Genomic DNA, 14,337 nt, shown 5'->3' with positions numbered 1-14,337 from the left:
GACTCACCCTATATAACGTGTTAAATTCTCAAAAATGTCTCTCGCATAGCTAGTAACTTGAGATAACATCCATGGGCCAAAGAACACTATGGCCACAAAGACGGCGATAATTTTCGGTACAAATGCCAAAGTTTGCTCTTGAATCGAAGTGGTAGCTTGAAAAATACTTACAGCCAAACCAGTGATTAAAGCTACTAATAATAACGGACCGCTTGTTAGAAGGATAATCATAATGGCACGTTCTGCAACGGAAATAACCAATTCACCTGTCATACTGTATCATCCCCTAAAAACTTTGTAGTAGCGATTTCATGACGAGATACCAGCCATCGACCAGAACAAACAATAAGATTTTGAATGGCAATGAAATCATTACTGGCGGTAACATCATCATCCCCATCGACATTAATGTACTCGCAACAATCATATCGATCACTAGGAATGGAATAAAAATCATAAAACCTATTTGAAATGCTGTTTTAATTTCACTTAAAGCAAATGCTGGCACAAGCATTGTCAGTGGGATTTCTTCCACTGATGCTGGTTTTTCTGCTTGATTGTACGATAAAAACAAGTCAAGATCTTTTTGTCTTGTATGCTTACTCATAAATTCTTTAAATGGCAAGCTTGCCCGATCATAAGCTTCATCTAAACCAATTTCTTCAGAAAATAGTGGTTGCAAAGCCTCTTTATTGACCTCTTGAAAGGTTGGTGCCATGATAAAGAACGTTAAAAATAAGGCTAAACCAACAATCACCTGATTAGGTGGCATTTGTTGTGTAGCCAGTGCTGTACGCACAAAGGATAAAACAATGACAATTCGAGCAAAGGATGTCATTAAAATTAAAATACTTGGTGCCAGTGATAAAACGGTTAATAGTAGTAAGAGCTTAACGGATGTTGAGACGTTGGTTGGATCGCTATTGGAAAAAATATTGACTAAATCATTCATTTATCATCCTTCTCCTTTTGCTTCCATCGCTCAATCTCTTCACTGCGCTCCTGTTTAATTTCGGAAATCTTTTTTTCAAAGAGTTTGCCAAATGTCTCTTGCTTTTGTTCATTTTGCAAATTCACTCTATCTTTTTTCTTAAACTTAGAAAATACTTCTGCGATATACGGTGATGTTGCTGCAAGTTCTTGCCTTTCGTTATAAAGTGCTAACAGTGCTTCTATTTCTTCAGGATCAGTAATTTCACGTAATAGCTGAACGTCTTCACCGACCCCCACTAAATACATGGTTTTCCCTACTTGTAAAAGCTGTACTGATTTTTGTGCACCTAACGATAAACCGCCTAAATTTTGTATCAGTTGATTACGTTGAAAGTTTAAATTTCGTTTATTTAAAAACTTCATTAAACCATAAAACAAAGCTACAACAAAAATAAGCGCTAAAACCATTTTTATGTATTCCCATGCAGATATATCTCCAGCTGCTGATACACTTGGTTCTTGTTTAGCAGCTGGATCGGTAGTATCTCCATAACAAGCTTCTGGGTCTTTAATGCAATCTGTCACACTATTCGTATCAGAGTCTGCATAGACCGAAGTTGGTGTCGGGTACAAAAACAGGAAGGATACAAGAAATGCAAAAATCATCGTGAAACGAAATGATTTTAACATTTTCATGCAATCATCCTAGCGCTTTTTGGATCGCTTCAATTACTCGATCTGCTTGGAAAGGCTTAACAATAAAGTCTTTCGCACCAGCTTGAATTGCATCGATTACCATTGCTTGTTGTCCCATTGCTGAACACATAATTACAGTTGCACTTGGATCTGATCCCTTAATTGCTTTAAGAGCCGCAATACCATCCATTTCTGGCATTGTGATATCCATTGTTACTAAATCTGGTTTTAATTCATTGTACTTTTCAACAGCCTGTAATCCATCTGCCGCTTCTCCAACAACCTCAAATCCATTTTTCGACAAAATATCCTTGATCATCATACGCATAAATGCAGCGTCGTCTACAATCAAAATTCTTTTAGACATGGTTAACTCCTCCAATTGAAACTATCTTAAATTATTTAAACGCTCTGCTTGACTTAAAACATCTGTAATACGTACACCAAAGTTTTCATCAATAACAACGACTTCACCTTTAGCGATTAAACGACTATTAACTAATATATCAACAGGCTCCCCTGCTAATTTATCTAACTCAATAATCGAACCACTTGATAGTTCTAAAATCTCTTTAACAGAACGTTTCGTACGTCCTAACTCTACAGTAACTTGCAATGGAATATCAAGTAGCATATTTAAATTTCTAGCTTCAGATTGAGAGATTACATTTGAATCAAAGCTAGCAAATTGTGCTTGTTGAACATTCACTGGCTGTGCAGGTCTCGCTGGTTGCGCAAACTGCTGTGGTTCCTGATAAACCGGTTGCTGCATAGTTGCTTCCGGCTGCTGATAAACAGGCTGTGCAGGCGGTGGCATAACAGGCGCTTGTTGTTGAACAGGTGGTGCTGCAATTGGCGGTGCCTCAGGTGCAATCGTTGCAGCCACAGGTTCTTCTATTGATTCAGTTTCACCTAATAGAGATTTTACGATGTTTTGACTAAATTTAAGCGGTAATAATTGCATTAAATTCGAATCAATTAAATTACCAATTCTTAATCTAAAAGATACTTTGACTAGCAAATCATCTTCAGGGATGTTTTCTCGACCTTCATTTTGAGAAATATTCATTAAATCAATTGTCGGAGGCGAAATATCCACTTTTTTGTTGAACACTGTCGACATAGATGTAGCCGCTGAGCCCATCATTTGATTCATGGCCTCTTGAACAGCACTTAACTGAATTTCTCCTAAGTCAGGTTTCGGATTTAATCCATCGCCACCTAACATAAGGTCTGCAATAATTGCAGCATCAGATTGTTTAATAACAAGTAAATTCATACCTGTTAAGCCAATCGTATATTCCACTTGTACAGCTACATAAGGATGTGGAAACTCCTCTTCTAATTTATTTCGATTAATCATTGATATACTTGGGGTAGTAATATCTACTTTTTGTCCTAATAATGCCGAAAGTGCAGTGGCAGAGCTCCCAAAGGAAATATTGCCTACCTCACCTAGTGCATCTTGTGCAAACGAATCAAGGTAATCCTCTACTCGTATATCATTTGTTTCATCAATTGAAGAAGCTTCAGTGCCGCTGTTTTTATCTTCCAACGTCTCGCCCCTTAATAGCGCTTCAATTTCTTCTTGGGAGAGCATTTCATCACTCATCTTCGTCTCCTCCTTTCAAAGGGTCGATAATCTGGATTGCTAATTTTTTGCCTTGCTTACCTGGTTGAACAGTGAATTTTGGTAATGTCCCTACCTTTAATAGAAGTGGATCATTAATTTTTTGCTCTAGCTGTATAACATCACCAACTTGCATTGTAAGGAAATCCTCGATCGTGATATCCGTTAGCCCTAATTCAACCGAAAGCGGTAATTTTGCTTGTTTTACGCGTGTTTCAAGCATTTTTGTTTGCTCTGGAGACATTTCTTTTGTATTTGTTTGCATCCAATAGCGAACAGAAAGATTGGGAACAATCGGCTCCAATACAACATGCGGAATACAAATATTGATCATACCGCTTGTTTCACCAATGATCGTATTTAATGAAATGACAACTACTGTTTCATTAGGTGAAATCATTTGTAAAAATTGTGGATTAACTTCAAGCTCCACTAAAATCGGATCAATTTCCGCTACATTTTCCCACGCCTCACGTAAATTGTCGAATGAGCGTTCAAAAAGGTTTGTCATAATTTTTGTTTCAATTTCTGTTAGATTATCTACATTACTATGACTCGCCCCACTACCGCCCATTAAACGATCTAGCATGGAATAGGCAATGTTCGGATTTATTTCCATCAATATATTACCATCTAATGGTGGCACTTCAAACACATTAATGAGCGTCATATTCGGAATCGAACGAACGAACTCTTCAAATGGTATTTGGTCTACTGATGCAACTGTAATTTGCACATAGCTTCTAAGCTGTGCAGAGAAAAAGGTTGTCAATAGTCGTGCAAAATTTTCGTGTATTCGGGTCAAACTTCGGATTTGATCTTTTGAGAATCGAAGCGCTCGTTTAAAGTCATAAACTTTAACCTTGCGTCCCTCATCCTCCTTTTTTATGTCATCTGCTGACATTTCCCCAGTCGATATAGCGGAAAGCAGCGCATCTATCTCGGATTGAGATAACACATCTCCTGCCATTTGCCCACCTCCATTTCAAGCAGTTTCTATTTTATTGAGTGATGAAGGAGGTAAAATATACTTCCTGGACTTCTCCCTCTTGCATCAATTCATTTACTCTAGTTTTTAATGATTTTTGGAAAATTTGCTTTCCTTGCTTACCTTCTAAATCTTTTTGCTCCATTTCAGAAAGTTCTTGTATAGCAATGTTTTGCACTTGGAAAACACGCTTTGTTAATTCTGCAGCAGCATCTTTGCTTGTCGTTTGAACTTTTAATGACAAGCGTACTACTCTTTTATCTGCAAGATTCGTTGTGATTTCCGGAATCTCCACTGTTGCCTCTACAATTTCATCAATGGTTGGTTCAATAGCTCCTGTCGGTTTATTAAATTGTGTAAGCAATACAAACAAAATAACCCCGATCAGTATGACTGCTACTAGCAAAATAATAATCATTGTTAACATTTTATTATTCTTCATCTTTTTCACCTCTTAGATGCGGGTTGGATAGTATTTGTATATTGTTATAAAAGGCAGTTACCTTTTGTCGCACCTCATCTTCACTCTCTAAAACAATTAATTTTGTTCCAGTTGTTAAAGTAATAGTCGTATCTGGAAATGATTCGACTGTTTCTATGTATAAAGCATTTAATGTAAATGCTTTGCCATTAAGACGTGTTAGTTCAATCATTGAATTAGGGCCGGGTCTAGCATGAGAGCCGGCCCGACCCTCCCTCATATGAAAATATGTTTGTTAAAACGTCCGTTATGAATGAAAGGACTATTCAATCATTAACGTTTTAAGTTTACTAGCTCTTGTAACACTTCATCTGATGTTGTAATAATACGAGTATTCGCTTGGAAACCACGTTGAGCAACAATCATCTCTGTAAACTCTTCAGATAAGTCAACATTCGACATTTCTACAGCTCCAGGCACTACTTTCCCCATCCCTGCTACAGTTGCTACTTGTCCATATGCAGCACCAGAGTTCGCTGTTTGTTGATAGTAGTTCCCACCACTCTTAGCAAGACCACCAGCGTTCGGGAATTTAGCCATAATCAGCTGTCCAGCCCATTTGCGCTCACCATTTAGGTCTACATATTCAATCGTGCCATTAGCTCCGATGCTAATCTCTTTAGCAGTCGTAGGGATACGAATTGGACCTACAGTTCCATCATCAGGTGTTAGTACACCATCATCATCAAATAAGTTTGCGCCTTCATCCCCTGAAGCAACTGGTGCATCATCTGGATTGATACCATCATCATCAGCTTCCATTACGATATCCTCTCCAGCAGATACACCTACTAAATATTTACCGTCAGCATTCACTAAATAGCCATTGCTATCCATATAGAAAACACCATTACGAGTAAATAGAGTATTGTTGAAGCCTTCTTCGTCTATGAAACCACTATCTGGATCAGGAGCACCATTTGCATCAGCTACCATGAAAAAGCCATCACCCTCAATTGCTAAGTCAAGACCACGTCCTGTACTTTGTAAGGAACCGCCCCCATGAATCGTATCAATGGCAGCTAATTGTGTACCCAAACCAACTTGTTGTGGATTCACACCACCTCGTGTAGCTGTTGCTGCAGATGCACCAGCTTGTGTTTGAGACATTAAATCTTTAAAAAGAACACGTCCTTTTTTAAAGCCAACAGTATTAACATTTGCAATATTGTTACCAATAACATCTAGCTTTGTTTGGAAATTTTTAAGACCTGAAATACCTGAATACATAGAACGTAACATAAGTTTTCGTTCTCCCTTCATTTTTTATTTGTGTGCTTCTATCAATCAGCATCACGAAGGCTTCCTTTCATAAGAAGGTCCAGCCTTTAAAGAACGATTGTGCCATCAATATTTGTAAATAATTGTTGTTTTGCTTCCGTGCGATCCATTGCTGTAATGACAGTAGCGTTTTTAGCACTGACAATTAAAGCTGCTTGATCCATCAAGACTAATGGCTGTTTAACACCTTTTGAGTGAGCTTCAAATACCTTATCCGAGACAACCTGCCATTCTTGTTCAGAGATGTCAATTTTACGCTCCATAATACGTTCATGCGCATGTTTGCTCACCTTCAGCTCTTGCTTTGATGCTTCCTGTAAATGGGCTTTAAAGGATTGCTGTGAATGAATGGACGTAGGTTGAGTTGCACGAATAGATGGATGCAAGGGTACACGATGAATTGAAAATTTATCCATCACTTTTCCCTACCTTTATTCGCTAATAACTGTAAAATCTTTATCCGTAAGTTTTTTATCATTATCTAATACGTAGTAAATAACGCCATCTTTATTGGAAACAGAGACGATTCTCCCTTGTAGTTCCTGCTCGCCATCTTGATATGTAACTTTTTTACCTATCAATTTACTCGCCTGAACAAGTGGCGTTTCTTGCACAGGATTATTTCCATTTGAACTTGTTCCAGAGCCAAGAATTCCAGAAATATTACCAGGCGTTATTTCCTTCCCATCTGCTAATTTGAAGACAACACTACCATCTACAAATTTCAAGGATTCAATCACACCTGATCCTTCATTTACAACTGGATCTCCTTTTTCATCTGTTTTATCTGTAATTTCATGCCATTTGACTTCTTTACCAACAAAGGTTGCATAGTTCATCATTTGTGTTTGTTGCTGTGATGCTAATAATGATTCTACTGCCTTTGTCATGTTCTGCATTTGTTCTAAAGAAGAAAACTGCGCCATTTGAGAAATGAATTCTCGGTCATTCATAGGATTTGTTGGGTCCTGATGCTGTAATTGGGTAATTAACAGTTGAAGAAAGGCATCCTTACCAAGTTCACTATTCCCAGTTTGTTTGGTTGGTTTTCTATAATTAGAATAGTAAAGATCGTCCGTTATGGATGTATTGGTTGCTTTAGATGTTGCATCCGCCATCAATTACACCTCCTCGTTTAATAAATAGTCACTAAATGACATCTCTTCATCGTCATCCTCAGTTTTTTGTTGCTGTTCTTCATCCTGTTGTTGTCTAAAGAAATTATTAAAGAAGTTTTGATCACGTTGCTGACGATCTGCATCCTGTAATGATTGGGCAATATCAAGACGGTCTACTTGAATGTTCTGCTGCACAAACGCCTGCTTTAGCTGATGTGCTTGACTATCAAGCATTTCACGTCCATGAGCTGTAGAAGCTAGTAGACGAGCTGTCAATACACCATCATTTTGCACAAGCTCTATACGAATGGTTCCTAAATTTTCTGGATACAACTTAATCGTTAATCGTGTAATCCCCTGTGCATTAGAAATTTGAGCTCTATTGATAATGGCTTGCATTTCTTTTAATAAAGCCTCTGACTGTGCAGGTTTAGCAGTCGGTAATGTTACTTGGAACGTATCCGGTTTGGTTTGCACCGTTTGTGGTGTTACCATTTCATTAGAACTTGTCTCACTTTGCTTCGTCATTTGGACTTGCTGGAAGCCTTGTAATGACAATGTTCCTGTTGATTTGGTTGTTGTTACTTGTATTGTTTCTACTTGGGTTTGTAATGTCGTTAAAAGACTTTTAACGGTTGTTAACAAATTTTCTTGTGGAGCTGTTAAGTCCGATTTCTGTCCTACTAATTGTGCTAGCTTTAACACTTGAAGTAATTGCGTTGCTTCTTTTGGTGTTACTTGACCTTCTCCTTGTAATGCAGCACCTATTTGCGCTTGAAGAATTGGCGCTTGGGCATCTACTAAGGATAATAGCTCCCAAATATCACTAGCTTCTTTTTCTTCTCCTAATAGCTGCTGGACTATTTTTTGAAGCTGTTCATCATCAATACCTAATGCATTTAATATATTGTCCAGATCCAGCATTTCGTCCATAGACACTGCTTTACCGTCTTCTCCCAGTTGAAGGATTAACAAACCATCATCGTGGGGGATTCCTAATAAATCGAGTACCTCTTCCAATGAATCAGCGTTTAAAACCTGCTGTAAATCAGCTAGCTCATTATTTGGCGTAGTTTGAGCAGTTTGATTTGATTGAGCTGAGGAAGATAGGACTTGTCCAAAAACAGAGCCGAATTTCGATAAATTATCCTGTTTCGAAGTTCCGTTGATCTTCCCATCAGCACTACTAGCTGCTGTTGTTGGCTTTGTTGCCGCATTTTTAGTCGGTACTGATTGAGTGATCATTTTCATCATCGCTATATCCACTATTTTCACCTCCTTTCATGAACTCTATTGTTTAGCCATGAGCTCCGTATATTTTGCTGCATCTTTAGCGTCCATTTTCTCTAAAATTGCTGCTAGTTTATCAGGTTTTAAATTGGTTAAAATGCGCAGTGCTTCTGTATCACTCATATTGATTAATACAGGTGCTGCAGATTTCGGAGACATTTTATCGAAAGTCGATAGAATATCGTTGAAATCGCGCTTCACATCATCTTGCTGTCGATTTAATTTTTCAATTTCAAATTGAAGCTGCTCTTTTTCTATCGTGAGCTTCTCTTTTTCAGTTGTTGTCGTATCTAACTTTTTTTGCAGCTGTGTAATTTCTGCTTCTTTTTCTTGAATCTCTGCCTGTAAATTAACTATTTTCGAGTCATTGTTTACGACAGCATCTTTCGCTTGCTGTTCTTCTGACGGAACAAAAGGTAAACTGCCAATTGCCTTTTTACCTAAATCAAAAACATTTGTATTCATTAATGTAGCCACAACAAGTAAAACTGCTACGACAAACATAAGTGGCAGTACGATCCAAGTAAAAAACTTTAGAAAGCCTCCCGTTTTTTTCTTAGGCGGCTGTTCTACTAATTCCGCTTTCAATCGATTGTCTTTTCTCACCATGAAATCACCTGATTTCTCTCTTGTTATACGTTAATAATGAAATTTCATCTAAAAAAAGGCTTTCTATACGATCCTGCTCTTGTTTGAAAAGCTTAAAATCCTTTTCTCTCATTTTTTCAAATTTACGTACTTCCAAGTTTTTTTCTAATAATTTATCTTCGTGCCAATTCATTTTTGCACGAGCTTGTATCACTTTCTGCTGAACATCTGCAATTGTTTTTTCAAGACTATCAATAAAACGTGCGTAGTGATGAATTTCATCAATAGATGAACCAACCGTTAAACGATCCTGCTGGAAGGCAATTAAATCTTCTTTCTTTTTAAGCAAGTCATATAACTTCGTAGCCACTTCCTCAAAAGATCGGACAGATTCTTTATAGGCCATTTCAGTTTCGTTTTTTTCTTGCTCACGAATTGTTAATACTTTTTCAAAACGATACACATAGCTGACCATCTAGTTCACACCACCGTTCGATAAGGATATTAGCTCATTTACACTTTCTTCCAAGGTCACTTTGTCCAAATAGCCCTGTTTAAGATAAGTAGTAATAAGCGGTTCATAATGAATAGCTTCATCAATTTCTCTAGACGTCCCTCGTTTATAAGCGCCAATATTGATTAAATCCTCAGATTTGTCGTATGTATAATAAAGTTCTCTTAATCGTTCTGCAGCTTTTTTATGCTCTGGCTCTGCTACATGATTCATTAAACGACTAACACTTTTTAAAACGTTTATAGCAGGGTATTGACCTTTATTAGCTAAATTTCGATCAAGCACAATATGACCATCTAATATCCCTCGCACCGTATCAGCGATTGGTTCATTCATATCATCACCATCTACTAGGACCGTATAAAACGCCGTGATAGAGCCCTTTTCATTAGTACCTGTACGTTCTAATAATTTAGGTAAAATCGCAAATACAGATGGTGTATACCCCTTCTGTGCTGGTGGTTCACCTGTAGCCAGTCCAATTTCACGTTGAGCCATGGCAACACGTGTTACAGAGTCCATCATCAACATGACATTTAATCCACGATTTCTAAAATACTCGGCAATTGCTGTTGCAGTAAACGCCCCTTTTATCCTCATTAATGCTGGTTGGTCAGAAGTAGCAGCAACAACAATAGAGCGACTTAGACCTTCAGGACCTAAATCACGTTCAATAAATTCACGAACCTCACGCCCACGTTCTCCAATCAGCGCAATTACATTCAAATCTGCCTGCGTATTTCTCGCAATCATTCCAAGAAGCGTACTTTTTCCGACCCCTGAACCAGCGAATATCCCGACCCGTTGGCCATTACCAACCGTTAACATTCCATCGATAGCTTTAACGCCGACCTCAAGTCTATCATTAATTGGCGGACGTGTTAGTGGATTTGGCGGATCTTGCTCTGTCGGAACCGTCATTAGTCCTTTTGGTAATAAGGTGCCATCAATAGGATTTCCCATTGAATCCAACACTTTTCCTATTAGCTCTGGGCCCACTTTTACTTCTAGTGGAGCCCCCGTCCCTTCAACAAGACAGCCAATAGATATTTCTCTTAAAGAAGTGAAAGGCATTAAAACAACAATTTCATCTTTAAAGCCCACCACTTCAGCTAAAATGATTTGGTGACCATTGTTTACAGTTTCCACATGAATTTTACAAACATCACCTATGGAACTATCTGGACCTTGCGACTCAATCATCAAGCCGACAACTCTAGTGACTCTACCAAACTTTTTAAAAGTTGGCATATGAGGAATATGTTCGATTAATTGAGCCGTCTTCATCTAGATCATTCCCTACTTTCTAATATTTCATGAAGCTTTAATCTTAGTTCGTTCAATTGCTCATCGATGCTCACAACTATACGTCCATGATTTGTTTCGATATAGCAATCTGTTTCATTGTTCAAATCTTCATTAACAAAAATCATGAATGGTACATCAACCGGGAACATTTCCGCTAATTCATCACGATTAGCAGTAATTAAAGCGTGATAGGTTGGCGACACATAAATTTTAATTTCTTTCATCTCTCTAGCTTCTTTTAAGCCTCTACGAACAATCGACACAAATAGATCGGGATCACGTTCTAAAGATGTGCCAATTATTCGTTCTGCTGTCGTTAGACCAAGCTCTAGCACCACAGCTTCTTGATCATCAATATATTTTTTTGCGTTTTCTTTTGCTTGATTAATGACCTCATTCGCAGTTTGAAGTGACTCGGCCATTGCTTCAGTGGATTTGTTCACACCGTCTTCATAGCCTTGGCCAAAGCCTTCATCATAGGCTTCTTGAACTCGATTCGGTCTTTCTTCTTCCCAACTTAACTTCAAATGCTCAATCTCTTGATAGTGCATGTGCTTTTCTTGCTCAAATGCTTCACGTTCTGCTTGTAAAGAAGCTCTAGCCTCTGCAAGCAAACGATCTCGCTCAGCCATTATTTCTTCTATTGTTAATTGATGTTGGGATGAAGCATCATCACCATCTTCCAAATCAAATCCTTCAAACATATCGCGAATTTGTATCTCTTTTACATTATCGCTATCGGATTGAGTGTAAATTGAACGGATGATTCTAGACAATGACGTCATCTCCTCCACCACGTGCAATAATGATTTCACCAGCATCCTCTAGGCGGCGAATAACAGCAACAATTCGAGATTGGGCCTCCTCTACGTCACGTAAACGTACAGGCCCCATAATTTCCATTTCTTCTTTAAATGTTTCAGCCATACGTTGAGACATATTGCGGAAAATAATATCTTTTACTTCTTCGCTTGACACTTTCATTGAAAGCAGTAAGTCTTCGTTCTCACAATCACGAATAACACGTTGAATGGAACGATTGTCGAGTGTAACGATATCTTCGAATACAAACATGCGTTTTTTGATTTCTTCTGCAAGCTCTGGATCTTGAATTTCAAGTGCATCAAGGATCGTTTTCTCAGTTTGTCGATCAACACCATTCAGTACTTCAACGACTGCATCAATACCACCAGTTTCAGTGTAATCTTGGGTAACTGTAGATGATAATTTACGCTCTAACACCGATTCAATTTCACTAATTACTTCTGGTGAAGTCGATTCCATAACAGCTATACGTTTTGCAATGTCAGCCTGTACTTCCTGTGGTAATGAAGATAAAATCACTCCCGCTTGCCCTGCTTCTAAATAAGAAAGAATGAGGGCAATTGTTTGTGGATGTTCATTTTGAATAAAGTTAAAAATTTGTGCCGGATCAGCTCTCCGTGCAAAATCAAACGGTCGCACTTGTAACGAAGATGTCAGACGATTAATGATCGTCTGAGCTTGTTCTACACCTAGCGCTTTTTCTAATACTGTTTTCGCATAACCAATACCACCTTGCGTGATATAGTCTTGAGCTAGCGCAATATTGTGGAATTCTTCTATAATCTCTTCCTTGACGTTTGATTCTACTTTTTTAACACTTGAAATTTCTAATGTTAAACGTTCGATTTCTTCCTCTGTTAAATGTTTATAGACTGAAGCTGAAACTTCAGGTCCTAATGAAATTAACAAGAGAGCGGCCTTTTGTTTTCCGGTTAATTCCTTATCTTTCTTGGACACAGCCGAACCTCCTAGTTAGTCTTCAGCAATCCAACTACGCAGTAACTTCGCAAAATCGTCTGGCTTATCTTTTGCCATTTTTTCTAGCTGCTTACGACGCATTGTAGCTTCCGTTTCAATTTCTTCATTAATATCGTCAATCATTAAATCTTCTTGTTCTTCTAGGATACTTAGCTCTTCTTCTTCCTGCGCACGTTTACGAGAACGGATAATGAAGAATGCTAACAATACAATAACAGCTAATAAGATACCGCCAATAACCCAAACCCACCAAGGAATCATTGGTTTTTCATCAGCAACCTGTGTGGCCTTACCATATAGAGGCTGTACAGATACGGCTACTTTCTCATCAATTTGCTCTTGAGTAAGCTCAGCTGCTACGTCTTTAGAAATCGTTGTACGAACGATCGTGCTTAAAATTTTCTCAATATCTTCGCGAACACCGTCTGGTAATGACGCTGCATCTGTTGCTGTTGGTGGTTCAACAATCACTTGAATTCCAATATCTTGCACCTTATAAGGTGCTTCTTGAATATCTTTACGTATACGATTCACGTCATTGTTAATAGTTTCTTCTGTACGTTCATAATCACCGTTACCCGATGTACCTTCATTATAGGTAGTAAAGTTATCAGTAGTTGTTTCAGCTTCAGGTGTTCCAGTAGCGGCTGCCGCCCCTGTTCCAGAATATTGCTCAGTAATTCTTTGAGCACTAATGGCAATTCCTTCCATATTCTCTTCATCAACAGGTGTCACAAGATTTTCTTCGCGATTTTCCTTCTTGAAGTCAATATCCGTAGTGACAGAAACCATTACTTTATCTTGGCCCATCAACGTACCAAGCATATTTTGCACTTGACGTTGTAGATCACGTTCGACTAACTTTTTCATTTGTAATTGACCTTCAGCCGTTGCTGTAGATGTTCCATCTGTTGTGGCTGCATTCAAGTCAAAGTACTCTGAGAATTGGTTAGAGATTACGATGTTCTCAGTTTTTAAATTCGGAATACTTTTTGACACCAAATTATACATAGTTGTAATTTGCTGCTCTGTAAATTTATATCCTGGATCTGTATTTAATACGATAGATGCAGTTGCATCCTCTTTCACATCTGTTACGAAGACCCCTTCTTCAGGGACAGTAATCATTACCTTTGCATCTTTAACGCCTTCAAGGTTTCTAAAAAGCTTAGCAATTTCAGTTTCAGTGGCTGCTTTTTTTAATAGATTAAATTCGTTATCTGTCATCCCAAACCCTGAACTGTTTGCAAATGAGTAATCAATCGTACCCGTTTGTGGATATCCTTCTGATGCTAATTGCACTAATAAGGAGTCAACTTGCTCCTCAGGCACTAAAATAGATGTTCCGCCTGGCGCAATTTGATATGTTACACCTTGTGAATCCAGTGCTTCCTTTACTTGTCCAATTTCTCTTGTAGATAAATCTTTATAAAGTGGAACATATGTAGTTTTTGAAGCGAAAAACGTTACAATTGCAGCAAGAGCGATGACGCCTACCAAGGAGCCAATCATAACTATTTTTTGCTTTTTACTTCGACTTTTCCAAAATTGACTGGTGTCGTTTTTTATTTTCGTCAATCGTTCATTCATTATGAATCCTCCGGTTATAGTGAATAACCTAGCCATCAATAATTTGCGAACTTCAAGAGCCCACCATTTAGGTAGTCATTAATCTGCATTGAGAGGGGCTCTCCCCCCTCAATAAAA

General features: G+C 38.2%; 18 protein-coding genes. All 18 read right to left on the bottom strand.

The features are described from left to right. Positions 1 to 3 precede the first annotated feature (3 nt). Positions 4 to 273, bottom strand: a complete 270-nt coding sequence (fliQ, locus tag MKX57_RS05190) for a flagellar biosynthesis protein FliQ (RefSeq protein WP_008180750.1) — start codon at positions 271 to 273, stop codon at positions 4 to 6. A gap of 13 nt (positions 274 to 286) precedes the next feature. Continuing rightward, on the bottom strand, positions 287 to 952 hold the full coding sequence (gene fliP, locus MKX57_RS05185) for a flagellar type III secretion system pore protein FliP (protein WP_008180752.1): 666 nt from the start codon (positions 950 to 952) through the stop codon (positions 287 to 289). Then, positions 949 to 1,623: a flagellar biosynthetic protein FliO gene (locus MKX57_RS05180; RefSeq protein ID WP_237068723.1), complete on the bottom strand. Its 675-nt coding sequence runs from the start codon at positions 1,621 to 1,623 to the stop codon at positions 949 to 951. The genes fliP and MKX57_RS05180 overlap by 4 nt, the downstream gene beginning before the upstream one ends. A gap of 10 nt (positions 1,624 to 1,633) precedes the next feature. Continuing rightward, a complete protein-coding gene (locus tag MKX57_RS05175) occupies positions 1,634 to 1,996 on the bottom strand; it encodes a response regulator (protein WP_008180756.1) in 363 nt (120 codons plus the stop codon). A gap of 21 nt (positions 1,997 to 2,017) precedes the next feature. Further along, positions 2,018 to 3,241 (bottom strand): flagellar motor switch phosphatase FliY, encoded by a 1,224-nt coding sequence (gene fliY / locus MKX57_RS05170; RefSeq protein ID WP_008180757.1) that lies wholly within the window; start codon positions 3,239 to 3,241, stop codon positions 2,018 to 2,020. Continuing rightward, positions 3,234 to 4,229, bottom strand: a complete 996-nt coding sequence (gene fliM / locus MKX57_RS05165) for a flagellar motor switch protein FliM (protein ID WP_008180759.1) — start codon at positions 4,227 to 4,229, stop codon at positions 3,234 to 3,236. Before fliM ends, fliY begins: the two co-directional genes overlap by 8 nt. Positions 4,230 to 4,260: 31 nt before the next feature. Further along, positions 4,261 to 4,689 (bottom strand): flagellar basal body-associated protein FliL, encoded by a 429-nt coding sequence (gene fliL, locus MKX57_RS05160; protein WP_008180761.1) that lies wholly within the window; start codon positions 4,687 to 4,689, stop codon positions 4,261 to 4,263. After that, positions 4,679 to 4,900, bottom strand: a complete 222-nt coding sequence (locus MKX57_RS05155; protein ID WP_008180764.1) for a flagellar FlbD family protein — start codon at positions 4,898 to 4,900, stop codon at positions 4,679 to 4,681. Before MKX57_RS05155 ends, fliL begins: the two co-directional genes overlap by 11 nt. 101 nt (positions 4,901 to 5,001) lie before the next feature. Further along, positions 5,002 to 5,970: a flagellar basal body rod protein FlgG gene (flgG, locus tag MKX57_RS05150; RefSeq protein ID WP_043990752.1), complete on the bottom strand. Its 969-nt coding sequence runs from the start codon at positions 5,968 to 5,970 to the stop codon at positions 5,002 to 5,004. A gap of 86 nt (positions 5,971 to 6,056) precedes the next feature. Next, a complete protein-coding gene (locus MKX57_RS05145; RefSeq protein ID WP_008180768.1) occupies positions 6,057 to 6,425 on the bottom strand; it encodes a TIGR02530 family flagellar biosynthesis protein in 369 nt (122 codons plus the stop codon). 15 nt (positions 6,426 to 6,440) lie between these two features. Continuing rightward, on the bottom strand, positions 6,441 to 7,127 hold the full coding sequence (flgD, locus tag MKX57_RS05140; protein WP_043990753.1) for a flagellar hook assembly protein FlgD: 687 nt from the start codon (positions 7,125 to 7,127) through the stop codon (positions 6,441 to 6,443). A 3-nt stretch (positions 7,128 to 7,130) separates the two neighbouring features. Beyond that, positions 7,131 to 8,393: a flagellar hook-length control protein FliK gene (locus MKX57_RS05135; RefSeq protein ID WP_089985329.1), complete on the bottom strand. Its 1,263-nt coding sequence runs from the start codon at positions 8,391 to 8,393 to the stop codon at positions 7,131 to 7,133. Positions 8,394 to 8,417: 24 nt separating this feature from the next. Beyond that, positions 8,418 to 9,026 (bottom strand): hypothetical protein, encoded by a 609-nt coding sequence (locus tag MKX57_RS05130; RefSeq protein ID WP_008180774.1) that lies wholly within the window; start codon positions 9,024 to 9,026, stop codon positions 8,418 to 8,420. A 4-nt stretch (positions 9,027 to 9,030) separates the two neighbouring features. After that, a complete protein-coding gene (gene fliJ / locus MKX57_RS05125; RefSeq protein WP_089985328.1) occupies positions 9,031 to 9,480 on the bottom strand; it encodes a flagellar export protein FliJ in 450 nt (149 codons plus the stop codon). After that, entirely contained in the window at positions 9,481 to 10,806 is a 1,326-nt protein-coding gene (gene fliI / locus MKX57_RS05120; RefSeq protein WP_342550826.1) for a flagellar protein export ATPase FliI, read from the bottom strand. It lies immediately after the preceding gene. A gap of 5 nt (positions 10,807 to 10,811) precedes the next feature. Then, positions 10,812 to 11,603 carry a flagellar assembly protein FliH gene (gene fliH, locus MKX57_RS05115; RefSeq protein WP_043990755.1) on the bottom strand — a complete coding sequence of 264 codons (792 nt, stop codon included), beginning with the start codon at positions 11,601 to 11,603 and terminating at the stop codon, positions 10,812 to 10,814. Next, complete coding sequence (gene fliG / locus MKX57_RS05110; protein ID WP_008180783.1) at positions 11,596 to 12,609, bottom strand: flagellar motor switch protein FliG; 1,014 nt, start codon at positions 12,607 to 12,609, stop codon at positions 11,596 to 11,598. Before fliG ends, fliH begins: the two co-directional genes overlap by 8 nt. A gap of 15 nt (positions 12,610 to 12,624) precedes the next feature. Then, the gene (gene fliF / locus MKX57_RS05105) at positions 12,625 to 14,220 is read right to left on the bottom strand and encodes a flagellar basal-body MS-ring/collar protein FliF (RefSeq protein ID WP_036123974.1); all 1,596 of its coding nucleotides are present in this window, start codon (positions 14,218 to 14,220) and stop codon (positions 12,625 to 12,627) included. Positions 14,221 to 14,337 lie beyond the last annotated feature (117 nt).

Source organism: Lysinibacillus sp. FSL M8-0216, from assembly GCF_038595555.1.
In the GTDB taxonomy this organism is placed as follows: Bacteria; Bacillota; Bacilli; order Bacillales_A; family Planococcaceae; genus Lysinibacillus; species Lysinibacillus fusiformis.
The sequence above is the reverse complement of the archived record's forward strand: the minus strand, read 5'-3'. Positions and strand labels throughout refer to the sequence as shown.

Excerpts from the sequence above, each read along its gene's own strand:
- fliQ (WP_008180750.1), bottom strand. The coding sequence starts at position 273 with ATGACAGGTGAATTGGTTATTTCCGTTGCAGAACGTGCCATTATGATT.
- fliP (WP_008180752.1), bottom strand. The coding sequence starts at position 952 with ATGAATGATTTAGTCAATATTTTTTCCAATAGCGATCCAACCAACGTC.
- MKX57_RS05180 (WP_237068723.1), bottom strand. The coding sequence starts at position 1,623 with ATGTTAAAATCATTTCGTTTCACGATGATTTTTGCATTTCTTGTATCC.
- MKX57_RS05175 (WP_008180756.1), bottom strand. The coding sequence starts at position 1,996 with ATGTCTAAAAGAATTTTGATTGTAGACGACGCTGCATTTATGCGTATG.
- fliY (WP_008180757.1), bottom strand. The coding sequence starts at position 3,241 with ATGAGTGATGAAATGCTCTCCCAAGAAGAAATTGAAGCGCTATTAAGG.
- fliM (WP_008180759.1), bottom strand. The coding sequence starts at position 4,229 with ATGGCAGGAGATGTGTTATCTCAATCCGAGATAGATGCGCTGCTTTCC.
- fliL (WP_008180761.1), bottom strand. The coding sequence starts at position 4,689 with ATGAAGAATAATAAAATGTTAACAATGATTATTATTTTGCTAGTAGCA.
- MKX57_RS05155 (WP_008180764.1), bottom strand. The coding sequence starts at position 4,900 with ATGATTGAACTAACACGTCTTAATGGCAAAGCATTTACATTAAATGCT.
- flgG (WP_043990752.1), bottom strand. The coding sequence starts at position 5,970 with ATGTTACGTTCTATGTATTCAGGTATTTCAGGTCTTAAAAATTTCCAA.
- MKX57_RS05145 (WP_008180768.1), bottom strand. The coding sequence starts at position 6,425 with ATGGATAAATTTTCAATTCATCGTGTACCCTTGCATCCATCTATTCGT.
- flgD (WP_043990753.1), bottom strand. The coding sequence starts at position 7,127 with ATGGCGGATGCAACATCTAAAGCAACCAATACATCCATAACGGACGAT.
- MKX57_RS05130 (WP_008180774.1), bottom strand. The coding sequence starts at position 9,026 with ATGGTGAGAAAAGACAATCGATTGAAAGCGGAATTAGTAGAACAGCCG.
- fliJ (WP_089985328.1), bottom strand. The coding sequence starts at position 9,480 with ATGGTCAGCTATGTGTATCGTTTTGAAAAAGTATTAACAATTCGTGAG.
- fliI (WP_342550826.1), bottom strand. The coding sequence starts at position 10,806 with ATGAAGACGGCTCAATTAATCGAACATATTCCTCATATGCCAACTTTT.
- fliF (WP_036123974.1), bottom strand. The coding sequence starts at position 14,220 with ATGAATGAACGATTGACGAAAATAAAAAACGACACCAGTCAATTTTGG.